The organism is Stenotrophomonas sp. YJH_SMC_106-19, assembly GCF_059368375.1.
In genome coordinates this window covers 648,106-670,302 of sequence record NZ_JCAFRQ010000002.1, presented here as the reverse complement: position 1 = coordinate 670,302, position 22,197 = coordinate 648,106, and the positions used below count along the sequence as shown (strand labels likewise).

Below are 22,197 nucleotides of genomic sequence, written 5' to 3'. Positions count from 1 at the left end.
GGGCTCTCATGCATTCAACTCCTTGTGCAGCTCCTGCAGCGACCAGACGGGGCCGGTGCCGCGGAATTCCAGTGAATCCACCAGCGCCTTGGCGCCGGCAATGGTGGTCGAGTAGGTGACGCGGTGCTGCAGCGCCTCGCGACGGATCGAGAACGAGTCGTTGATCGCCGAGCGACCTTCGGTCGTGTTGACGATGTAGACGATCTCGCCGTTCTTGATCGAATCGACGATGTGCGGACGACCCTCGACCACCTTGTTGATGATCTCGCACTGCATGCCATGCTGCTGCAGCCAGGCGGCGGTGCCACGGGTGGCCACCAGGCTGTAGCCGCGCGCCAGCAGCGCCTTGGCGACCGGCAGCACGCGCTTCTTGTCCGGGTCGCGCACCGACACGAAGGCCTTGCCGATCGGCGGGGCCTTGATGCCGCCGGCTTCCTGCGCGCGTGCGAAGGCGGCGTTGAAGCTGCGGCCGACGCCCATCACCTCGCCGGTGGAGCGCATTTCCGGCCCGAGGATCGGATCGACGCCCTGGAACTTGGCGAACGGGAAGATCGCTTCCTTCACCGAGTAGTAGTCCGGCACGATCTCTTCGGTCGCGCCCTGCTCGGCCAGGGTCTTGCCGGCCATGCAGCGTGCGGCGATCTTGGCCAGCGGCATGCCGGTGGCCTTGGACACGAACGGCACCGTGCGCGAGGCACGCGGGTTCACTTCAAGCAGGTAGACGGTGTCGTCGCCCTCGTCGCTGGTCTGGATCGCGAACTGGGTGTTCATCAGGCCAACCACGTTCAGCGCCTTGGCCAGTTCCACCACCTGGCGACGCAGCTCGGCCTGGGTCTCGGCCGACAGCGAGTACGGCGGCAGCGAGCACGAAGAGTCGCCCGAGTGCACGCCGGCTTCTTCGATGTGCTCCATCACGCCACCGATCAGCACGTTGCCATCCTTGTCGGCGATGATGTCGACATCGCACTCGACAGCGTTGTCGAGGAAGCGGTCCAGCAGCACCGGCGAATCGTTGGACACCTTCACCGCATCACGCACGTAGCGGGCCAGATCGGCTTCGCCGTACACGATCTCCATCGCACGGCCACCGAGCACGTAGCTCGGACGCACCACCAGCGGGTAGCCGATCTCGCGGGCCAGCAGCAGGGCTTCCTGGTCGTTGCGGGCGATACGGTTCGGCGGCTGCTTCAGGCCCAGCTTGTCCACCAGCTGCTGGAAACGCTCGCGGTCCTCGGCCAGGTCGATGGAGTCCGGGCTGGTACCGATCACCGGCACGCCATTGGCTTCCAGCGCGCGCGCCAGCTTCAGCGGCGTCTGCCCGCCGTACTGCACGATCACGCCCTTCGGCTGTTCCAGCTCGACGATCTCCAGCACGTCTTCCAGCGTCAGCGGCTCGAAGTACAGGCGGTCGGAGGTGTCGTAGTCGGTCGAAACGGTTTCCGGGTTGCAGTTGACCATGATGGTTTCATAGCCATCCTCGCGCAGCGCCAGCGCCGCATGCACGCAGCAGTAGTCGAACTCGATGCCCTGGCCGATGCGGTTCGGACCGCCGCCCAGGATCATGATCTTGTCGCGGTTGCTCGGCGCGGCCTCGCACTCGTCCTCGTAGGTCGAATACAGGTAGGCGGTGCCGGTGGCGAACTCGGCAGCACAGGAGTCCACGCGCTTGTAGACCGGGCGCACCTTGTGGGCACGACGCAGTGCGCGGATGGCCGCTTCGTTGGTGCCGGTCAGCTGGGCCAGGCGGGCGTCGGAGAAACCGGCACGCTTGAGCCTGCGCAGGCGGGCGGCGTCCAGTGCATCGATGCCATCGGCAGCGACTTCACCTTCGGCAGCGATGATTTCCTCGATCTGGTCCAGGAACCAGTGGTCGATGAACGACAGCGCATGGATCTCTTCCACGCTCATGCCGGCGCGGAACGCGTCGGCCACGTAGAACAGGCGCTCCGGACCCGGTGCCTTCAGCTCGCGGCGCAGGGTCTGCAGGTCTTCCTCGTTGGCCAGGTCCAGGCCGGTCGGGTCGAAGCCGACCTTGCCGGTTTCCAGGCCGCGCAGCGCCTTCTGTACCGATTCCTGGAAGGTGCGGCCCATCGCCATGACTTCGCCCACCGACTTCATCTGGGTGGTCAGGCGTGCATCGGCGGCCGGGAACTTCTCGAAGGCGAAGCGCGGGATCTTGGTGACCACGTAGTCGATGGACGGCTCGAACGACGCCGGGGTCAGGCCACCGGTGATCTCGTTCTTCAGTTCGTCCAGGGTGTAGCCCACGGCCAGCTTGGCGGCCACCTTCGCGATCGGGAAGCCGGTGGCCTTGGAGGCCAGCGCCGAGGAGCGCGACACGCGCGGATTCATCTCGATGACGACCACACGGCCGGTCTTCGGGTTGATGCCGAACTGCACGTTGGAGCCGCCGGTATCGACGCCGATCTTGCGCAGCACGGCGATGGAGGCATCGCGCAGGCGCTGGTATTCCTTGTCGGTCAGGGTCTGCGCCGGGGCCACGGTGATCGAGTCACCGGTGTGCACGCCCATCGGATCGAGATTCTCGATCGAGCACACGATGATGCAGTTGTCGGCGGTGTCACGCACCACCTCCATCTCGAATTCCTTCCAGCCCAGCACCGACTCTTCCACCAGCACTTCGGTGGTCGGCGACAGTTCCAGGCCGCGGCTGACGATTTCCACCAGCTCTTCGCGGTTGTAGGCGATACCACCGCCGCTGCCGCCCAGGGTGAAGCTTGGACGGATGATGGTCGGGTAGCCGACGCGGGTCTGGATCTCCAGCGCTTCGTCCAGCGTGTGGGCGACGGCGGCGGTCGGGCACTCCAGGCCGATCTCGCCCATCGCCACGCGGAACAGCTCGCGGTCTTCGGCCATGCGGATCGCTTCGCGCTTGGCACCGATCAGCTCGACGTTGTACTTCTCCAGCACGCCGTTGTCGGCCAGGTCCAGCGCGCAGTTCAGCGCGGTCTGTCCCCCCATGGTCGGCAGCAGCGCGTCGGGCTTCTCCTTGGCGATGATCTTCTCGACCGTCTGCCAGTTGATCGGCTCGATGTAGACGGCGTCGGCCATCTCCGGGTCGGTCATGATCGTGGCCGGGTTGCTGTTGACCAGCACCACGCGGTAACCCTCGTCGCGCAGGGCCTTGCAGGCCTGGGCACCGGAGTAGTCGAACTCGCAGGCCTGGCCGATGACGATCGGGCCGGCACCGATGATGAGGATGGTCTTTAGGTCAGTGCGCTTGGGCATTTTCTTCTCTAAGTCAGTACAGCGTGACAAGGGGGAGTGATCGCACGCTGTCGATCAGGAATCTCGATCCGCAGCGCCGCGCCGGGAGGCAGCAGCAATGCGGGGGCTTACGGTCCATCGCGGTGCCACCGGTGGCCGGTGGCCTGCGGATCACGCCTTGGCCTGTTCCATCAGGGTCACGAAACGGTCGAACAGCGGACCGACGTCGTGCGGGCCCGGCGACGCTTCCGGATGGCCCTGGAAGGAGAACGCCGGCACATCGGTGCGTGCGATGCCCTGGTTGGTGCCATCGAACAGCGACCGGTGGGTCACGCGCAACGTCGCCGGCAGGGTGGCTTCATCGACCGCGAAACCATGGTTCTGCGAGGTGATCATCACCCGGCCACTGTCCAGGTCCTGCACCGGATGGTTCGCACCATGGTGGCCATGGCCCATCTTGACGGTCTGCGCGCCCGAGGCCAGGCCCAGCAGCTGGTGGCCCAGGCAGATGCCGAAGGTCGGAATCTTCACGTCGATGAAGGTCTTGATCGCGGCGATCGCGTAATCGCACGGCTCCGGGTCACCCGGGCCATTGGACAGGAAGACACCGTCGGGCTTCAGCGCCAGCACTTCAGCCGCCGGGGTCTGCGCCGGCACCACGGTCACTTCGCAGCCGCGTTCGGCCAGCATGCGCAGGATGTTGGTCTTCACGCCGAAATCGTAGGCCACGACCTTGAAGCGGGCCGGCACGCTGACGAAGGCGTTGGCATCCAGGTCCAGCTGGCCCTCGGTCCAGACATAGGTCTTCTCGGTAGTGACGACCTTGGCCAGATCCATGCCCTTCAGGCCCGGGAACTTGCGGGCGGCTTCCAGCGCCTTCTCAACATCGATGTCACCTGCCATCAGCGCACCGTTCTGGGCACCGTTCTCGCGCAGGATGCGGGTGAGCTTGCGGGTATCGATGCCAGCGATCGCCACCACGCCACGCTGGATCAGCCAGTCCTGCAGCGACACCTGGCTGCGCCAGTTGCTGGGGCGGCGCGGCACATCGCGCACGATCAGGCCGGCCGACCACACCTTGGAGGCTTCGTCGTCCTGGTCGGTCATGCCGGTGTTGCCAATATGCGGATAGGTCAGCGTGACCATCTGCCGGGCGTAGGACGGATCGGTCAGCACTTCCTGGTAACCGGTCATGGCGGTGTTGAACACCACTTCACCGACGGACAGGCCGGGCGCGCCTACGGATTCGCCCTCGAATACGGTGCCGTCTTCGAGGACGAGGATTGCGGCTTGGGTCACGGAAATCTCACTTTGGCTACCGAGGGGGTGCCGAAGTCACGCCTGTGCTTCACGGAAATCCGGTTGCAAAAAAGCGCGGACGTACGGTTCAGGACCGGTCCGGCTTTGGTGATTCGGCGAGTGCGAATTGTAGCGCTGCCGGAGCGCTCGCGCCAGCGGTTGAATCGTTTCATGAACAGGCGACTGCGTATTCATTTCAATACGCCCGCGTGTGCAAAGCGCGATGGCCGGGGTCGGATCCCTTTTCATGCGGGAAAAGGGCTCTGACCCCAATCGCGGCGAGGGGTCAGATCCCTTTCCGTGGGAAAGGGATCCGACCCCGTGAATCAGCCCGCCGGGGTGTCCAGCAGGTCGCGCACCCGGTAGCTCCCGGGCGCCCGCCCCTGCAGCTGGCGGGCGGCAAACAGCGCACCGCGGGCGAAGATGTCGCGGTTGGTCGCCCGGTGGACCAGTTCGATGCGCTCGCCCAGGCCGGTGAACTGCACCAGATGCTCACCCACGATATCGCCGGCCCGCAGGCTGGCGTACTGCGGATCCGCCCCACCCCGCTGCGCGGCTGCGCCCAGGGTCAGTGCCGTTCCCGAGGGCGCATCCTTCTTCTGCGTATGGTGCGATTCCACGATGTCGCAGTCCCAGCCCGACAGGGCCTGCGCAGCGCGCTCGACCAGCTCGTCCAGCACCGCGACACCGAGGCTGAAGTTCGAAGCCCACACCAGCGGAATGCGCGCCGCGGCGGCGTCCAGCGCCTGGCGCTGCGCACTGGAGATGCCGGTGGTACCCGATACCAGGCCTGCGCCACGTTCAACGCACAGGGCCAGCATCGCATCGAAGCCTTCCGGCAGGCTGAAGTCGATGGCCACATCGAATGCCGGCGCCCCTGCCAGCTCGCTGGCGGCAAAGAACGGCACTCCGTCGACCACCCGCTGGGCCGGCGCGCGGCCGGTCACCGCCGCCACGATCTGCAGGGTTTCGGGATGATCGGCGGCCAGCCGCAGCAGGGCCTGGCCCATGCGCCCGGAAGCGCCGTGAATGAGCAATCGCAGGGGAGTCTGGTTCATGCCCCGCAGGCTAGCGGCAGCATGCCCGGTCCGGCAAGCATCATCGCTGCTACGCTGCAGGACTCTTCATGCGATGGACCGCATTTCCCATGCAGATCAGCGAACAGCTGGTACTGGTCACCGGCGCTGGCCGCGGCCTTGGCCAGCATATCGCCCGCGCATTCGCCGCGCAGGGTGCCCGGGTCATCATCAACTACCACCGCAGCGAGGCGGCCGCACGTGCATTGGCGGTGGAGCTGGGCGGGCAGGCACTCGCGCTCCGCGCCGACGTCACCGACCGGGGCCAGATCGAGGCACTCCTGCAGCAGGCGCTGGCGCATTTCGGCCAGGGCGTGACCACTGTGGTCAACAATGCATTGGCCGACTTCTCCTTCAATGGTGATGCGCGCGACGGCGCTGCCGACATTGGCTGGCCGGCGTTCCAGGCGCAGTTCGAAGGCAGCGTGCGCGGCGCGCTCAACACCGTGCAGGCCACCCTGCCCGGCATGCAGGCGCGCGGCTTCGGCCGCATCATCAACATCGGCACCAATCTGTTCCAGAACCCGGTGGTGCCCTATCACGACTACACGGCCGCCAAAGCCGCCCTGCTTTCGCTGACCCGCACCCTGGCCGGCGACCTGGGGCCGCAGGGCATCACCGTCAACATGCTGTCCGGCGGCCTGCTGCGCAGCACCGATGCCAGCGCGGCGACACCGCAGGCGGTGTTCGATTACATCGCCGCCAACACGCCACTGCGCAGCGTGACCACGCCGGCCGAGTTCGCCGACGCCGCGCTGTTCTTCGCCAGCCCCTGGGCGCGCGCGGTGACCGGCCAGAATCTGGTGGTGGACGGTGGGCTGGTGCGGGATTGACGCTTCGGCGAGCGCAGCAGCCCCCGCTCTCTCCCGCCATCGTCAGTGCTGCTTCGGCGGCGTCGGCCCGCAGCTGTCGCAGCCACCACAGGCACCGCCGCCGCCACTGACAGGGGGCGCGATCCTGCGGCCCAGCGCCTGCAGCCAGCCGGCGCGGCCGGGCTTGAGCAGCGCCAGTGCCAAGGCACCGCGCATCCTGCGCACGGTGCCGGGGAACTGCTTTTTCAGTACGACCCACGCGCTGACCAGCACGGCCAGCGCAACGAGCAGGTACTGGAGCAGCAGTCCTGCGTCCATCAGCCGCCTCCCAGCGCCACGGTCACCTGGTAGGTGATCAGCGCTGCAACGTAGGCCGCTGCGAACAGGTAGAACGCCGCGAAACCCATCTTCTTCCACGAGTTGGTCTCACGCTTGATGGTGGCCAGCGTGGAGATGCACATCGGCGCATAGATGAACCACACCAGCAGCGACAGGCCCGTGGCCAGCGACCAGCCATCGGCCACCACCGGCGTGAGCGCCGAGATCGCCGCATCGTCGTCGGCCGCGGACAGCGCGTACACCGTCGCCAGCGAGGAAACCGCCACTTCACGCGCGGCCAGGCCCGGAATCAGTGCGATGCAGATCTGCCAGTTGAAACCCAGCGGGGCGAAAACCGCGGTCATCGCATGGCCGATGCGGCCGGCGTAGCTGTAATCGATGGCCGGCAGCGTGGCGTCGGCGGGCGCACCGGGGAACGACAGCAGGAACCACAGCAGCACGGTCAACGCCAGGATGATGCCGCCCACGCGCCGCAGGAAGATCATGCCGCGCTCATACAGGCCGACTGCCAGATCACGCGGATGCGGAATACGGTACGAGGGCAGCTCCAGCATCAACGGATGCTCGCTCTTGTCGCGGCGCCACTTCTTCATGACCCACGACATCGCCAGCGCGCTGAGGATGCCGGCCACGTACAGTCCGAACAGCACCAGGCCCTGCTGGTTGAAGATGCCGACCTTGCCATCGGGAATGAAGGCGGCGATCAGCAGGGCATACACCGGCAGGCGGGCCGAACAGGTCATCAGCGGCGCCACCAGGATCGTCGCCAGCCGGTCGCGTGGATCCTGGATGCTGCGGGTGGCCATGATGCCCGGCACCGCGCAGGCGAAGCTGGACAGCAGCGGGATGAACGAACGCCCCGACAGGCCGGCCGCGGCCATCAGCCGATCGAGCAGGAACGCTGCACGTGGCAGGTAGCCGGACTCTTCCAGCGCGAGGATGAACGCGAACAGGATCAGGATCTGCGGCAGGAACACCACCACGCCTCCCAGGCCGGCGATGATGCCGTCGGTCAGCAGGCTGGTCAGCGGCCCCTCCGGCAGCGCGCCACCGACCACCTCGCCCAGCCAGCCGAAGCCGGCCTCGATGCCATCCATCAGCGGTGTCGCCCAGGCGAACACCGCCTGGAAGATCAGGAACATCACCACGACCAGCGTCACCAGTCCGAACACCGGATGCAGCAGCCAGCGGTCAAGCGTGTCGTCGATCTTCGCGGTGCGTGCCGGCATGCGCACGGCCACCGCCAGGATGTCACGTACCCGGGCGTGGTAGTCGATGCCGTCCTCGGCCGGCGGCATCGGCGCATCCAGGTGCGGCACCATGCGGTCCAGGCGCTCGACCAGCGCACGCGCGCCCTGCTTGCGTACCGCCACGGTCTCGACCACCGGCACGCCCAGCTCGCGCTCCAGCGCTGCCACGTCCAGCTGGATGCCACGGCGCTCGGCCGCATCCACCATGTTCAGCGCCACCACCATCGGTTTGCCCAACTCGCGCAGTTCCAGTGCGAAGCGCAGGTGCAGGCGCAGGTTGGTGGCATCGATCACGCACAACAGTACGTCCGGCGCGGCCTCGCCCGGATAGAAGCCGCGGCACAGGTCGCGGGTGATCGCCTCGTCCAGGCTCGCCGGGTGCAGGCTGTACGCACCCGGCAGGTCAAGCACGGCGAACTCGCGGCCGGAGGGTGCGCGCAGGCGTCCTTCCTTGCGCTCGACGGTCACGCCGGTGTAATTGGCGACCTTCTGCCGGCTGCCGGTCAGCTGGTTGAACAGGGCGGTCTTGCCGCTGTTCGGGTTACCGACCAGCGCGATGCGCAGGGGGGCAGCAGTGGCGGATGCGGTCATGCACGTCTTTCCTGGCTGGCAGCGTCGATCACGACGCGCTTGGCTTCACTGATACGCAGTGCGAAACGGGTGAACCCGACCTGCACCAGCAACGGCTCTCCCCCCAGTGGGCCCTTGGCCACCAGGCGGACCTCCTCGCCCTTGACGAAGCCCAGCTCGCGCAGGCGGCGGGCAATGGCATCGTTGGCATGCAGGTCCTGCACGGAGTCGACCACGGCCGAGGTATGCAGGGGCAGTTCGGACAGCGTCATCTAGCCTGTTCTCTGCTGGATGTAAATGGTTCTCGATTCTAACATTCCCGCGTCGCGTCATGGCCCATGACCAATGGCCCGCTATGATCCATACAGGTATGGAGTGACCCTGGAATCCCATGAACGATGCTTTGCAGATCGAGCGCAGTGGCGCCGTCCTCACCCTCTGGCTGAACCGGCCGGAGCTGCACAACGCCTTCGATGCCGGCCTGATCGCCCGGCTGACCGCCGCGCTGGAGGCGGCCGGGCGGGAAGACGCGGTGCGCGCGGTGGTGGTGGCCGGCCACGGCGCATCCTTCTCGGCCGGTGCCGACCTGCAGTGGATGCGGGGCATGGCCGCTGCCAGCGAGGCTGACAACCGCGAGGATTCGCTGGCCCTGGCGCGCCTGATGCGCACCCTGGACGAACTGCCCAAGCCGACCCTGGCCCGGGTCCACGGTGCCGCCTTCGGCGGGGGTGTCGGCCTGGTCGCCTGCTGCGACATCGCCATCGCCAGCACCAGCGCCCGGTTCGGCCTGACCGAAAGCCGCCTTGGCCTGCTGCCGGCCGTGATCTCACCGTACGTGATCGAGGCGATCGGGCCGCGTCAGGCCCGCCGCTGGTTCGCGACCGGCGAGCACTTCGACGCCGACACCGCGCTGCGCATCGGCCTGGTGCACCAGCTGGTGGAACCGGAGCGGCTGGACGAGGCGGTGCAGCGCCAGCTGGCCCTGCTCGACAAGGCCGGCCCGATCGCCTCAGCGTCGGCCAAGCGCCTGGTCCGGCAGGTCCGTGACAGCCATGACCGCGATGCGCTCGACCGCGACAATGCCGCCCTGATCGCGCGCCTGCGGGTCTCGGCCGAGGGTCAGGAAGGCCTGGGCGCCTTCCTCGACAAGCGCGCCCCCCATTGGGTCACGGAGGCCTGAACATGCTCGATCATCTTGGTTTGACCAGCGCCGACCTGGCGCGCAGCAGGGCGTTCTTCAGCCAGGCACTGGCCCCACTGCAGATCGGCGTGGTGATGGAAGTCACCGCGGAGCAGACCGGCACCCATGACCAGGTCGGCTTCGGCCGCGATGGCAAGCCGTTCTTCTGGATCGGCAATGGCGGCAGCGTCAGCCATGGCGTGCACGTCGCCTTCGCCTGTACCGGCCGCGCGCAGGTGGACGCGTTCCATGCCGCCGCCCTGGCCGCCGGAGGACGCGACAATGGCGCTCCCGGCGTGCGTCCCTGGTATCACCCGAACTACTACGCCGCCTTCGTGCTCGACCCGGACGGCAACAACATCGAGGCGGTCTGCCAGCGCCCCGCTGCGGAGACGGAGGCATGAGCGACTACGTCCGCATCGTCGAGGTCGGCCCGCGGGACGGGCTGCAGAACGAAAAGCAACCGGTCTCTACGGCCGACAAGATCGAGCTGATCAACCGCCTGTCGGCCACCGGCCTGCGCAGCATCGAAGCGACCAGTTTCGTCAGCCCGAAGTGGGTGCCGCAGCTGGCGGATGCCGCTGAGGTCTATGCCGGCATCCAGCGCCGGCCCGGCATCCACTATCCAGTGCTGGTACCGAATGAGCAGGGCTACGAGCGGGCGCTCGCGGTCGGCGTGGAGGAAGTGGCGGTGTTCACGGCCGCCTCCGAGGCGTTCAACCGCACCAACACCAACGCCGGCATCGACGAGTCGCTGGCACGCTTCGAGCCGATCCTGCGCCGCGCCGCCGCCGATGGCGTACGGGTGCGCGGCTATGTCTCCACCGTGCTGGGGTGTCCCTACCAGGGCGAGGTCCCCCTGGCCGATGTGGTGCGGGTGGCGCGCGCCCTGCACCAGATGGGCTGCTATGAGATCTCGCTGGGCGACACGATCGGCGTCGGCACGCCGCGCAAGGCGCGGGCGATGCTGCAGGCAGTCGCCGCGGAGATCCCGATGAGCGCGCTGGCCGTGCACTTCCATGACACCTACGGGCAGGCCATTGCCAACATCGCCACCTGCCTGGAAGAAGGCGTGCGCGTGGTCGACAGCGCCGTCTCCGGCGCGGGCGGCTGCCCTTACGCGAAAGGCGCCAGCGGCAACGTCGCCAGCGAGGACGTGGTCTATCTGCTGCAGGGCCTTGGCCTGGACAGCGGGGTGGACCTGCCGGCGCTGGCGGAAACCGGTCGTTGGCTGGCCGGCCTGCTCGGGCGTGCGACCGCCAGCCGCACCGGCCAGGCCCTCGCGGCCGTCTGATCCATCAGGGCGCGTCGCCCGGGCTCCGGGCGGCGCGGTGCACAACGGCAGCGGTCGTGGCTTCCGTTAGAATCGGCGGTTCTCGAACCTGCAGGACCGTGCAATGCAGCTGTCTTCCGTACGTGCCGTGATCACCGGCGGCGTTTCCGGCCTTGGCCTGGCCGTGGCCGAGCACCTCGTCGCCCAAGGCGGCAAGGTGGCCCTGTTCGACCTCAACGACGACAAAGGCAGCGCCGCCGTCGCCGCGCTGGGTGCCGACAACGCCCGCTATTTCAACGTCAACGTCAGTGATGAAGCTGCCGTGGCGGCGGCCATCGACCAGGCCCACGATTTCCTCGGCGGCCTCAACGTGGCGATGAACTGCGCCGGCATCCTCGGCGCGGGCCGTGTGCTCGGCAAGGAAGGCCCGATGCCGCTGGCCGGCTTCCAGGGCACGGTGATGGTCAACCTGGTCGGCAGCTTCAACGTGGCCAAGGCCGCCGCCAACCGCATGCAGCACAACGAGGCCGGCGCCGATGGCGAACGCGGTGTCATCATCAACACCGCCAGCATCGCCGCCTATGAGGGCCAGATCGGCCAGGCCGCGTACGCCGCCAGCAAGGGCGGTGTGGTGTCGATGACGCTGCCGATGGCCCGCGAGCTCTCGCGCTTCGGCATCCGCGTCAACACCATCGCCCCGGGCGTGTTCTGGACACCGATGGTCGATGGCATGCCCGAAGCCGTACAGCAGTCGCTTGCCGCCTCGATCCCGTTCCCGTCGCGGCTGGGCAAGCCGGAGGATTTCGCCAGCCTGGTCGGCTTCATCCTCGGCAACACCTACCTCAATGGCGAGACCATCCGCCTGGACGGCGCTACCCGCCTCGCTCCGAAGTGATTCCCCCGGGCGCCGGGACGGCGTCCACCCCCAACGACCCAGATCACCATGAAAGCCAACGACATCAAGAAGGGCAACGTCGTCGAGTACAACAACGGCGTCTACCAGATCCGCGACATCGAGCGCAGCTCCCCGCAGGGCCGGGGTGGCAACGTCCGCTTCCGCTTCATCATGTACAGCGTGCCGGGCGGCAACAAGCTCGATGCCAGCTTCGATGCCGACGACAATCTGGTCGAGGTCGAACTGCTGCGCCGCCAGTCCACCTATTCGTACAAGGATGGCGATGCGTTCGTCTTCCTCGATGACGAGGACTACACCCCCTACACCCTGGATGCGGACGTCATCGGCGACGACGCCGGCTACATCACCGATGGCCTGACCGGCATCTACGTGCAGGTGATCGACGAGCAGCCGGTGGCCATCCAGTTGCCGGCCTCGGTGGTGCTGGAAGTGATCGAGACCCCGCCGGAACTGAAGGGCGGCACCGCCACCAAGCGTCCGAAACCGGCCAAGCTCAATACCGGGATCGAGATCATGGTGCCGGAGTACATCGTCAATGGCGAACGCGTGCTGGTGAACACTGCCACCGGCGAGTTCGCAGGCCGCGCGGACTGAGCTGACCGCACGCGCCTGGCAGAGCCGAGCCCCGCTCGGCTCTGCCGACCAACTTACGGCTGCCTGGCGCCGAAATTGCCACACCCATGGTACTGGCGCGTGCCGACGGTCAGCATCGCCTTCGCCTCGAACGGCTCGCCGCTCATGTCGTCCGTGCACGTCGTGCGCTGGAAGGTGAGCTTGATGTCGGTACCGTCCGCAGCCTTGCCACTCCACCCGTCCGCCCCCTGGTTGGGCGCGCCCACGTCGAAGTGCCGCTGGCCATAATCGACCTGCACCTGCAGGCCCGGCGTGTCACCGTCGACCACCGCCAGCCAGCCCGGTTCGTTGCCGGTCGCCCTGAACGCGGCAGCACCGGCACGGCCGTCGCCTTCCGTGGTCTCCACCGCGCGGCACTCGCGGTCCACTTCGCCCTTCAGGCTGAGCAGCCCGTCGTCGTGGCCCTTCGTCCAGAAACTGTTGCCCTGCCCGTCGCCGTACTTCGCCCCCGAAGCAGCACGCTCGGAGGTCATGGCGAACGTGCGATCCCCGATCACCACGGTGGCTGCGTCCTCGCCGTTGAACGTCGCACGCACGGCCAGATCGCCACACTGATAGGCCGTCTGGCTGGCGGTCGAGTTCGTGGACAGCGGCTGCGGCTCCGGCGGCGCCGGGTCAGCCGTGCCACCTGCTGCGGCAGGCGGCGTCGATGGCTGGCAGGCCGCCAGCACCAGGGCCAGCGAAGCCGACGACAGACTGGAAACTACACGCATGACTCGACTCCTTGTCGACCGTACTGAAGATAACCACCCTATCATCCGGCGATGAGCCGGCGCTGAAACCGATGTGATCGCGTTCACGCCGCGAGCACCGTCATCGACAGCAGCTGCGCGCCCTCCCCGCCGGAACTACAGGCCCAGACCCGCAACAGACGCATCCGCAATGCCTGCTCCTTCCCGTGCCGGACGACCACCATCTGCACCGGGCTGGACAGCAGCGCCAGCCGACCGCACAGCAGGGTGTCCACCGCCTGCAGATGCAGCGCCCGCACCTGCAGGTGCCCGCCCAACCAGTCATCCAGCCAGGGCAGATCAAACAGACGCCCACCATCGCCATCCATCATGAACATCGCCGGCGACAACAGCAGCGACAGTGCCTGCCCATCACCATCGATCAGGGCCTGGCACAGGCGCCGTTCCAGCGCCTTCAGCTGTACGTCGTGCAGCGTTTGACCGTTATCCGTTCCCATCCACAGATCCTTCCGGCAGTGGCCGGCGCCTGCGCAGGCGCCGCGCGATCCATTGCCGCACCCCCTGCACCACCACATAGAACACCGGCACGAAGAACACCGCGAGCACGGTCGCGCTGACCATGCCACCGAACACACCAGTACCGATTGCCTGCTGTGTTTCCTTCGAGGCACCCTGCGCCACCATCAGGGGCACCACGCCGAGCGCGAACGCCAGCGACGTCATCACGATGGGCCGCAGGCGCAGGCGCGCTGCCTCCACGGCCGCTTCCACCAGCCCGCGTCCCTGCTGCTGCAGCTGTCGCGCGAACTCGACGATCAGGATCGCGTTCTTCGCCGACAGGCCGATCACCGTGATCATGCCGACCTTGAAGAACACGTCGTTGGGCATGCCCCGCAGCAGCACCGCCGCTACGGCTCCCAGCAGGCCCAGCGGCACCACCAGCATCACCGCCATTGGTATGGACCAGCTCTCGTACAGCGCCGCCAGGACCAGGAACACCACCAGCATCGACAGCAGCAGCAACCACGGGGCCTGCGCGCCGGACTCGCGCTCCTGCAGCGACTGACTGGTCCACTGCAGTGCGAAGCCCGCCGGCAGCTGCCGGGCCAGGCGCTCCATCTCGTCCATCGCCTGCCCGGTGGAAACGCCCGACGCGGGCGCGCCGGACAGATTCAATGCCGGGAAGCCGAGATAGCGCTGCAGCTGCAGGGGCGCTTCCGTCCACTGCGGATCGACCAGCTCCGACAGCGCCACCATGCCCCCTTCGCTGTTGCGGACATACAGCTTGAGCACGTCGCCCAGCTCCATCCGATACGGCGCATCGGCCTGGACGATGACCTGCTGCAGCCGTCCCTTGTTCGGAAAGTCGTTGACGTATTGCGAGCCCATTGCCGCCGACAGCGTTCCGCTGATCTCGCTGAACGCCACGCCCATCGCCTCGGCCTTGGCGCGATCGATGTCAAGCCGGACGCTGGTACCTGCGGGCATTCCATCGGCATGCACATCGGACAGCAGTGTGCTGGACTGGGCCAGCTGCAGCAGCTGCTGGAGGGCAGCGCGCAGCTCGGCCTGGGTCTGCCCGGTCCGCGCCTGCAGCGCCAGCGAGAAGCCTGACGAGCGGCCGAGGCTGTCGATGGCCGGCGGCATCACGCTCATGACTTCGCCCTCGACCAGCGTCGACATCGCCTTCCGTACCGCCTCCACTTCGCCGGCAGCCGTCGCACCGGCACGCTCCCCCCAATCCTTCAGCATCGTGTAGGCCAGTGCAGCACTCGGCCCCGAGCCGGAGAAGCTGTACCCGAGGATCGACTGGTTGGATGCAACGCCGGGGCGCGAGGCCACGTGACGTTCGTACGCTTCAACGACGGCAAGCGTGCGCTCGGTGGTCGCCTCGGCCGGCAGCTGGATCGAGGTCATGAAGTACCCCTGGTCCTCCTCCGGCAGGAATGCCCCGGGCAACCCGTTCAGGCCCAGCAGAAGCGCTGCCACCAGTGCGACGAACACCCCCATCACGCGCCCGCTTCGCTGCAGCACAGCGGCCACGCCACGCTGGTAGCGGCCGGTCATCCGCTCGAAGCCGCGGTTGAAGGCGCCGAACAGGCCACTGCGGCCATGATGCCCGCGTGTACTTCCGCGCAGCAGCGTGGCGCACAGTGCAGGCGTGAGGCTGAGCGCCAGCAGTGCGGAGAACAGGATCGATACCGACATCGCGACGGTGAACTGACGGTAGATCGCGCCTACCGAACCACTGGCGAACGCCATCGGAATGAACACCGCGGTCAGTACCAGGGTGATGCCGATTACCGCGCCGGTCAGTTCGCGCATTGCCTTGATCGTCGCCTCGCGGGGTGGCAACCCCTCCTCGGCCATGATCCGTTCCACGCCTTCGACCACCACGATCGCATCATCGACGATGATGCCGATCGCCAGCACCATGCCGAACATGGTGAGGACGTTGATCGAGAACCCCAGCGCCAGCATCGCCGCGAACGTACCCAGCAGCGCAATCGGCGCGACCATGGCAGGTATCAGCGTATAGCGCCAGTTCTGCAGGAACAGGTACATCACCGCGAACACCAGCAGCATGGCCTCCAGCAGTGTCTGCACTACTTTGCGGATCGAGATGCTGACGAAGGGTGCGGTATCAAACGGAATGCTCGCCTCGACACCACGCGGCAGCAGCGGCGCCAGCTCGGCCATCCTTTCGCGCACCGCTGCCGCAGTGCGTACGGCGTTCGCTCCGGGCCGCAGCTGGACGCCCGCCGCCGTCGCAGGCTGACCATCCTCTCGGGTACCCCAGGCGTAGCTCTGCGCCCCCAGTTCGACCCGGGCGACGTCACCCAGCAGTACCCGCGAGCCATCCGCCCGCGCACGCAGCACGATCGAAGCGAACTGCGCGGGCGTGGACAGCTGGCCATCGGCGGTCAGCGGCACGGTCAGGCGCTGGCCGGGCAGACCGGGGGAGTCGCCGATGCGACCCGGTGCGATCTCCAGGTTCTGCTGCTCGATGGCGCTGGCAACGTCACCGATGGTCAGGCCGTACCCGGTCAGCCGCGTGGGATCGAGCCAGACGCGCATCGCCTGCTCCGCGCCGAACAGCTGCACGCGCCCGACACCGTCGATGCGGCGCAGTTCCTCGATGATGTTGCGCGCCATGAAGTCACCCAGCGCGGCCTCGCTGACGCTGGCATCCGGCGAATGCAGGCCGACCAGCATCAGGAAACCGGAATCGGCCGCCTCCACGTACAGCCCGTTCTGGCGCACGCTGCGCGGCAACCGCGGCTCGATCGCCTTGATCCGGTTCTGCACATCGACCTGGGCCAGTTCGGGGTTGGTTCCCGGCTGGAAGGTCGCCGTGATCGACGCCTCCCCGGAGGTATCCACCGACGATTCGAAGTACAGCAGGTGCTTGACGCTGGACAGTTCGCGCTCGATCAGCGCGACCACCGCATCGTTCAATGTCTGCGGGCTTGCGCCTGGATAGCTCGCATAGATGCTGACACTGGGCGGAGCGACTGCCGGGTAACGCTCCACGGCCAACCGCGGAATCGCCAGGACACCGGCAAGGATGATGAAGATCGCCAGCACCCAGGCGAACACCGGGCGATCGATGAAGAAACGTGCCATGTTGGATTTTCCTGGATCGGCCGGGTCCTGGCGGACTCAGCCCTGACGACCTGACGGTGCAGCCCCGGCAATGGCGACGGGCCGTGACCAGTCGTGCATCTGGACCACCACGCCCTCCTGCAGGCGCTCCTGGCCTTCGACGACCACCTTCTCGCCCGCCTTCAGGCCATTCCGGACCAGCCACTGCCGATCCACGCTGCCATCGATCTCCAGCGTGCGGATCACCGCCTTGCCGTCACTGCCGACCACCCAGGCGTAGGCCTGACCACCGGCACTGCGCAGTACGGCCTGCTGCGGCAGAACCAGCGCACTGGACGGAGCACCGCGCGGCACTCTTGCCCGTACGTACATTCCGGGCAGCAGCTGGCGCTGCGGGTTGTTCACCAGGATGCGCAGCATCACATCGCCCGTACGCGCATCGACGCTGATGCCGGAGAACAGCAGCTCGCCACGTTCCGACAACGGCCGGCCCGCCGGGCCGATGATCGCCACCGACGACTGTCCACCGCTCGCGGCGCTGCGCTGCAGCGACTCCAGCTGGGACGCAGGCTGGCGAACATCCACGTAGACCTGGTCGATCTGCTGCACCACCGCCATCGGCTCGGCATCGGCCACGCCGACCAGCGCTCCCTCGGTCACCCATGCCTGATCGATGCGTCCGCTGATCGGCGCGCTGACCGTCGCATAGCGCAGGTCCAGCTGGCGGCGGGCAAGAATCGCCCGGGCTTCATTCACCGCGGCGCGCGCCTGCTCGTACTCGGCGCTGGCGTCGTCGCGATGCTGCTGGCTGACGGCCTGCGCCGCCGCCAGGGCGTGCAGCCGCTGCGACTGCACACGGCTGCGGGCAAGCGCCGCCTCGCTGCGCTGCAGGGCCGCCAGCGCCGAATCGACGTCCGCACGGAAGGCCGCCGGATCGATCTGGAACAACGCCTGCCCGGCGGTGACTTCGGCCCCCTGCTCGAACAGGCGACGCTGCACGATGCCGCCGACCTGCGCACGGATCTGTGCGGTACGCACGGCCGTCACGCGGCCCGGCAGCTCATCGTCGCGCTGCACGACCTGTGGGCCGACGGTGACCACACTCACGCGCGGTGCGGGTTCGGGGCTGGCTTCGGGCGAGGAACAGGCCGTCATGGCCAAGGCGAGGACCGCGATCAACGCGGCCGGGGTCCTGAAGGTTCTCATTGCTGTGCACAATGCCGCGGGCGCGGCGGATAGGTCATGAAGCGCGCAGTCTGCGCGGCGATGATGGGGTTTCGATGGAGGAAGTGTGGAGATACGATGGAGGCAAGCACCTTATGGCCTGATCCACGCATGCACGCCTCCACTGCCCTCGCCGCCCTGGTCCTGATCGTGGAGGACGAGGCCGAGATCGCCGACATCCTCACTGCCTATCTTGAACGTGAGGGCCTGCGCACCCTGCGCGCCGGCGACGGCCACAGTGCACTGGACCTGCACCGCAACATGCGTCCGGACTTGGTCCTGCTGGATGTACAACTACCGCGGCTGGACGGATGGAGCGTGCTGAGCCAGCTGCGCCAGCGCGGGGAAACGCCGGTGATCATGCTGACCGCGCTCGACCAGGACCTGGACAAGCTGACCGCGCTGCGCATGGGTGCCGACGACTACGTGGTCAAGCCGTTCAACCCGGCCGAGGTGGCTGCGCGCGTGCGCGCGGTGCTGCGGCGGACGCTCAGATCCTCACGCGTGGATGCACCGGCGGCACTGCGCATCGGGCAGCTGCTGATCGATCCGGCAACCCATGCCGTGCATGTGGAAGGCGATGGCTACAGCCATGAAGTCCTGCTGACGCTGACCGAGTTCAAGCTGCTGCACTGCATGGCTCTGGCACCGACCCGCATCTTCAGCCGCAGCGAACTGATGCATGAATGCCTGCCTGAGAGTGAAGCGCTGGAGCGCACGGTCGACAGCCATGTCAGCAAGCTGCGCCGCAAGCTGGACGACGTGGGCATGGTCAACATCCCGGCCAGCGTGCGCGGCGTCGGTTACCGCCTGATGGCCGACCGCTGATGCGCCGGTCCGGGCTCAGCCGGCACATCGTCGTCTCGATGTCGCTGATGGTGATCGGCGTCATCGTGATGATGATCCTCTCGTCCTGGCTGCTGTATGCGGTGCTGGTCGAGTTTTCGCCGGCCAGTACGGTCGAGCCGGAAAGCTGGCTGCCCACCGGTCCCGAACTGGCCTGGATGGTCGGTGTCATCCTGACCGGGCTGGCCCTTGCGATCGCCGCATCGTTCCGCCTCGCCCACCGTATCCTGTCCCCGTTGAATTCGCTGGTCGACAGCGTGCGCGCGCTGGCCAGCGGCGACCTGGGCGCACGTGCCAGCGCCGACGGCAACTCTCCCGGCGAGGTCGCCGCGCTGGTCGACGACTTCAACGCGATGGCGCGCCGCCTGCAGCACATGGAAAGCGAACGGATGATGTGGCACGCCGCCATCGCCCACGAACTGCGCACGCCGGTCACCATCCTGCGCGGTCGCCTGCAGGGCCTGGCCGAAGGCGTGTTCCACCCCGACGAATCGCAGTTCCGCAGCCTGCTGGCGCAGGTGGAAGGGCTGTCGCGGCTGATCGAGGATCTGCGCGTGCTGAGCCTGGCGGACAACGCCCGGCTGGACGTGCGCCGCGCCCGTACCGATGTGGTGGCCGAAGTGCACTCGGTGATGACCCTGGTCGATCCCCAGTTCCGCGCGGCCGGCTTCGTGCTGGAACTGGAGACCAGCCGCGAGGAGCACAACGCCCACTGCGATCCGACCCGCCTGCGGCAGGCGCTTCTTGCGTTGCTGGAGAACGCACGCCGCTACGCCAGCCCGGGCCGGGTGCGGATCGCCGTGCATGACACCCCGGGACACGTGCAGGTTGCCATCGAGGATGAGGGCCCCGGCATCGATCCGGCACTGCACGCGGACATCTTCAGCCCCTTCATGCGCGCCGACGGTTCACGTTCGCGCCAGGGCGGTGGCAGCGGCCTGGGCCTGGCCGTGGTCAAGGCCATTGCCGATGCACATGGCGGAAAGGTCTACTGCGCGCCCGGTGGCAGCGGCGGCAGCCGCTTCGTCATCGAACTGCCGCGTCAGTAGGCGTCGCCTGCCGTCGCAGACGCTCACCCAGCGCCGCCAGGTTCGCGTCGATGTCATCGAGTTCCCCCCGCTGCGACGCCGGCAGCTGCTGTCGCAGCTGCATGCGCAGGGTCCGCCATGCCGGCACCGCCTGGGCGCTGGCCAGCGCAACGCGGTCGGCCAGCAGTACCTGTTCCTCGGGCAGCGGCAAGCCGTAGCCGCCGTCCGCCAGCAGCTCCCCAGGACGCAGCCACTGCCCGCTCAGGTCCAGCAGTTCACGCAGACTGCGTGCCTCAGCGCTCTCCGGCGCCGCCAGCAGACTACGCTTCAGCACGTCACGCGCGCGCAGCTCCGCGCGTCGCTGCGCGGCCTGTTCCAGCAGCAGCAGGCCAGCACTTGCGCGCAGATCACCCTGCAGCAGCCAGGGGCCGCGCTCGCGCGCGGGCAGATTCAGCCATGCGCGCACGTCGCGCGCCGGCAAGGCGAGCTGGGTGGCAGCCACGGAAAAAAGCTGCTGGTAATGATCACGCGCGGAAGCAAAGTAATACCCCTGCGCCTGCGCACCCGCCCGATCCGCCAGGACCTGGTCGTCCAGAACATGCAGCCGTGCCAGCCGACGCCGCAGTCCCCGCGGGGTGAGCTGGGCGAGCCCGGCCTGGCCGAGCCGGGGCACGCCGGCCTGCAGCAGTTTCGCAGTCTCCACCGCGCAGTTGTTGCTGACGAAGTAGTAGCGTCCATCATAGGTCCAATGCACCTGCGCGGTGCGTTCCAGCAGGCTGGCGATTTCTTCGCGCTGCAGGCGCAGGGGCAGCGACTGCAGGCCACGCAGCTCGACCTTGGTGTATTCATCCACCACCTGTTGCAGCGGCAGCACGAACAGGCGCGAAGGATAGTCGCCGGTCAGGCCACGCCAGTTGGAAATCTGCACATCGCCCACGAACGCGCGGAAGGACAGCACGCGGTGATGTTCGAGATCCAGCCGGCACGCCGGTCCCGGCGTCCGGCCCGGCCGGCAGATGACAAGCCGCAGCATGCTGTGGCCCCAGCGGCTCATCGGCTGCCGGCTGCCTTCGGCGAACAGGTAGTCCACCGCATAGACGCGCGCGGGATCCAGCTGCAGCAACGAGGCTGCCCCCTCCTCCGCTTCGGCCTGCAGCAGTGGGAGGGTTGCCTCACAGTGCGGGCGTGGCAGCGATGGCGGCGTGCCGAAATGCGCCCGGTACCACTGCGCCAGGGCTGGACGGCGGCAGGCGAACGCACCATCGAGCACGAAATGCTCGGCATTCACTGCCAGGTACTCGGCCGCATCCGTCAGCTCGTAGGGATCCGGGCTGCGGTCACGGAAATCATTGTCACCGCGGCCCAGATGCCACGGCCTGCGCTGCCAGCCGGACAGATCGCGCCAGCGCGCGCTGCGCGACCAGCCTGCACCGTTGCGGTCGGCAACGTGGGCCAGTTCGTGCACCAGCGCGCTGCGTCGCGCGCGGCGGGCGCCGGGCACCTCCTCATCCAGCAGGTCGCGACGCAGCGACACGCGTCCGCCAAAGGCCCGACCGTGCACATCGGCCGGCAGGGCCTCACTCCAGCGCACCTGCACCTGCGGCGGCAACGCGCGCAGCAGCCCCTCGGGCAGCAGCGACTGCACGTCGGCCAGGGTCTGCCGGGCCAGCCGTTGTTGTGTTGGGTCCAGGCCTGCGGGGTCCAGCTGCAGGCGGTCGGTCGCATGCGCCACCGGTATCGCCAGCCACGCCAATGCGATACCCCATCCTGCATGCAGGGCACGCTTGGACAGCGCCGGGTCGCGGCCGGCATCTGCTGCTGCCCGCGTACGCAAGACGTTCAGCCGTGCATCGGCCGGCGCCACGGCAAGCGAAACCGCGGGCGGCATGCGGCCCGGATCAACGCGCCAGCAGGGCGCGCGCCAGTTCCAGATCGCTCTGCTGCTGCGCGGCAGCGTCCTGCTCTCGCAGATGGACCAGCGCGGCCTGCAGGCGCGCGCCACGGATCTGGCCGTCGCTGGCGACAAAGGCCGCGGCATCATCGCGCGCTGCGCGCACGACCTTGTCGTCACCCGAGCTGCTGCCCGACGAGCCGGACGATGCACCGGTTGCCGAACCGGCCGAGGTGCCGGCGAAGCTGGAAGCGAAGCCGGCCAGCGGCAGGGACAGCAGGGCAATCAGCAGGAACGGTCGGATCATCGGTCGAAGGCCGGTTGAAGGAATGGG

At 67.7% G+C, this 22,197-nt stretch carries 20 protein-coding genes; 8 read left to right on the top strand and 12 right to left on the bottom strand.

The genetic code is table 11. From position 1 onward, the window contains the following. Positions 1 to 6: 6 nt before the first annotated feature. The 3 genes from carB to dapB all read right to left on the bottom strand — a co-directional run bounded on the left by carB (position 7) and on the right by dapB (position 5,585). A complete protein-coding gene (gene carB / locus AC5P5M_RS10645) occupies positions 7 to 3,249 on the bottom strand; it encodes a carbamoyl-phosphate synthase large subunit (RefSeq protein ID WP_053519344.1) in 3,243 nt (1,080 codons plus the stop codon). Positions 3,250 to 3,399: 150 nt separating this feature from the next. Then, complete coding sequence (gene carA / locus AC5P5M_RS10640) at positions 3,400 to 4,527, bottom strand: glutamine-hydrolyzing carbamoyl-phosphate synthase small subunit (RefSeq protein WP_053519346.1); 1,128 nt, start codon at positions 4,525 to 4,527, stop codon at positions 3,400 to 3,402. Positions 4,528 to 4,853: 326 nt separating this feature from the next. Further along, positions 4,854 to 5,585 carry a 4-hydroxy-tetrahydrodipicolinate reductase gene (gene dapB, locus AC5P5M_RS10635; RefSeq protein WP_128988716.1) on the bottom strand — a complete coding sequence of 244 codons (732 nt, stop codon included), beginning with the start codon at positions 5,583 to 5,585 and terminating at the stop codon, positions 4,854 to 4,856. 89 nt (positions 5,586 to 5,674) lie between these two features. Here dapB and AC5P5M_RS10630 point away from each other — a divergent pair, with 89 nt between their 5' ends. Next, positions 5,675 to 6,436 (top strand): 3-oxoacyl-ACP reductase, encoded by a 762-nt coding sequence (locus AC5P5M_RS10630; RefSeq protein ID WP_053519517.1) that lies wholly within the window; start codon positions 5,675 to 5,677, stop codon positions 6,434 to 6,436. 42 nt (positions 6,437 to 6,478) lie between these two features. Here AC5P5M_RS10630 and AC5P5M_RS10625 read toward each other — a convergent pair whose 3' ends face one another. The 3 genes from AC5P5M_RS10625 to AC5P5M_RS10615 are packed head-to-tail and all read right to left on the bottom strand — an operon-like array spanning position 6,479 to position 8,846. Continuing rightward, positions 6,479 to 6,733, bottom strand: coding sequence for a DUF6587 family protein (locus tag AC5P5M_RS10625; RefSeq protein ID WP_065175605.1), 255 nt, complete (start codon positions 6,731 to 6,733; stop codon positions 6,479 to 6,481). Further along, complete coding sequence (feoB, locus tag AC5P5M_RS10620; protein ID WP_065175604.1) at positions 6,733 to 8,595, bottom strand: ferrous iron transport protein B; 1,863 nt, start codon at positions 8,593 to 8,595, stop codon at positions 6,733 to 6,735. Before feoB ends, AC5P5M_RS10625 begins: the two co-directional genes overlap by 1 nt. Continuing rightward, positions 8,592 to 8,846: a FeoA family protein gene (locus AC5P5M_RS10615; protein WP_053519514.1), complete on the bottom strand. Its 255-nt coding sequence runs from the start codon at positions 8,844 to 8,846 to the stop codon at positions 8,592 to 8,594. Before AC5P5M_RS10615 ends, feoB begins: the two co-directional genes overlap by 4 nt. A 119-nt stretch (positions 8,847 to 8,965) precedes the next feature. Here AC5P5M_RS10615 and AC5P5M_RS10610 point away from each other — a divergent pair, with 119 nt between their 5' ends. The 5 genes from AC5P5M_RS10610 (at position 8,966) to yeiP (ending at position 12,537) form a co-directional block, all read left to right on the top strand. Further along, positions 8,966 to 9,754, top strand: a complete 789-nt coding sequence (locus AC5P5M_RS10610; protein WP_053519513.1) for an enoyl-CoA hydratase/isomerase family protein — start codon at positions 8,966 to 8,968, stop codon at positions 9,752 to 9,754. Between the two features lie 2 nt (positions 9,755 to 9,756). After that, the gene (locus AC5P5M_RS10605; RefSeq protein WP_053519512.1) at positions 9,757 to 10,158 is read left to right on the top strand and encodes a VOC family protein; all 402 of its coding nucleotides are present in this window, start codon (positions 9,757 to 9,759) and stop codon (positions 10,156 to 10,158) included. Beyond that, positions 10,155 to 11,048 (top strand): hydroxymethylglutaryl-CoA lyase, encoded by an 894-nt coding sequence (locus AC5P5M_RS10600; protein ID WP_053519511.1) that lies wholly within the window; start codon positions 10,155 to 10,157, stop codon positions 11,046 to 11,048. Before AC5P5M_RS10605 ends, AC5P5M_RS10600 begins: the two co-directional genes overlap by 4 nt. A gap of 103 nt (positions 11,049 to 11,151) precedes the next feature. Then, positions 11,152 to 11,922 carry an SDR family oxidoreductase gene (locus AC5P5M_RS10595; RefSeq protein ID WP_128988706.1) on the top strand — a complete coding sequence of 257 codons (771 nt, stop codon included), beginning with the start codon at positions 11,152 to 11,154 and terminating at the stop codon, positions 11,920 to 11,922. A 48-nt stretch (positions 11,923 to 11,970) separates the two neighbouring features. After that, the gene (gene yeiP, locus AC5P5M_RS10590; RefSeq protein WP_005409468.1) at positions 11,971 to 12,537 is read left to right on the top strand and encodes an elongation factor P-like protein YeiP; all 567 of its coding nucleotides are present in this window, start codon (positions 11,971 to 11,973) and stop codon (positions 12,535 to 12,537) included. A 53-nt stretch (positions 12,538 to 12,590) separates the two neighbouring features. On the opposite strand, the gene AC5P5M_RS10585 is transcribed toward yeiP, so the two are convergent. The 4 genes from AC5P5M_RS10585 to AC5P5M_RS10570 form a co-directional block, all read right to left on the bottom strand. Next, positions 12,591 to 13,289, bottom strand: coding sequence for an MliC family protein (locus AC5P5M_RS10585; protein WP_180876010.1), 699 nt, complete (start codon positions 13,287 to 13,289; stop codon positions 12,591 to 12,593). Positions 13,290 to 13,372: 83 nt separating this feature from the next. Continuing rightward, on the bottom strand, positions 13,373 to 13,765 hold the full coding sequence (locus AC5P5M_RS10580) for a nuclear transport factor 2 family protein (RefSeq protein WP_495205843.1): 393 nt from the start codon (positions 13,763 to 13,765) through the stop codon (positions 13,373 to 13,375). Beyond that, the gene (locus AC5P5M_RS10575) at positions 13,752 to 16,895 is read right to left on the bottom strand and encodes a multidrug efflux RND transporter permease subunit (RefSeq protein ID WP_495205842.1); all 3,144 of its coding nucleotides are present in this window, start codon (positions 16,893 to 16,895) and stop codon (positions 13,752 to 13,754) included. Before AC5P5M_RS10575 ends, AC5P5M_RS10580 begins: the two co-directional genes overlap by 14 nt. 36 nt (positions 16,896 to 16,931) lie before the next feature. Next, positions 16,932 to 18,080 carry an efflux RND transporter periplasmic adaptor subunit gene (locus AC5P5M_RS10570; RefSeq protein WP_111186469.1) on the bottom strand — a complete coding sequence of 383 codons (1,149 nt, stop codon included), beginning with the start codon at positions 18,078 to 18,080 and terminating at the stop codon, positions 16,932 to 16,934. Positions 18,081 to 18,209: 129 nt separating this feature from the next. Between AC5P5M_RS10570 and AC5P5M_RS10565 the strand changes: the two genes are divergently transcribed. Further along, positions 18,210 to 18,926, top strand: coding sequence for a response regulator (locus AC5P5M_RS10565; protein ID WP_180876004.1), 717 nt, complete (start codon positions 18,210 to 18,212; stop codon positions 18,924 to 18,926). Continuing rightward, the gene (locus AC5P5M_RS10560) at positions 18,926 to 19,993 is read left to right on the top strand and encodes an ATP-binding protein (protein WP_053519504.1); all 1,068 of its coding nucleotides are present in this window, start codon (positions 18,926 to 18,928) and stop codon (positions 19,991 to 19,993) included. The genes AC5P5M_RS10565 and AC5P5M_RS10560 overlap by 1 nt, the downstream gene beginning before the upstream one ends. Here AC5P5M_RS10560 and AC5P5M_RS10555 read toward each other — a convergent pair. Next, a complete protein-coding gene (locus AC5P5M_RS10555) occupies positions 19,971 to 21,860 on the bottom strand; it encodes a DUF7844 domain-containing protein (RefSeq protein ID WP_081284437.1) in 1,890 nt (629 codons plus the stop codon). The two genes, AC5P5M_RS10560 and AC5P5M_RS10555, sit on opposite strands and share 23 nt — an antisense overlap. Positions 21,861 to 21,870: 10 nt before the next feature. After that, a complete protein-coding gene (locus tag AC5P5M_RS10550; protein WP_053519503.1) occupies positions 21,871 to 22,170 on the bottom strand; it encodes a DUF2388 domain-containing protein in 300 nt (99 codons plus the stop codon). Positions 22,171 to 22,197 lie beyond the last annotated feature (27 nt).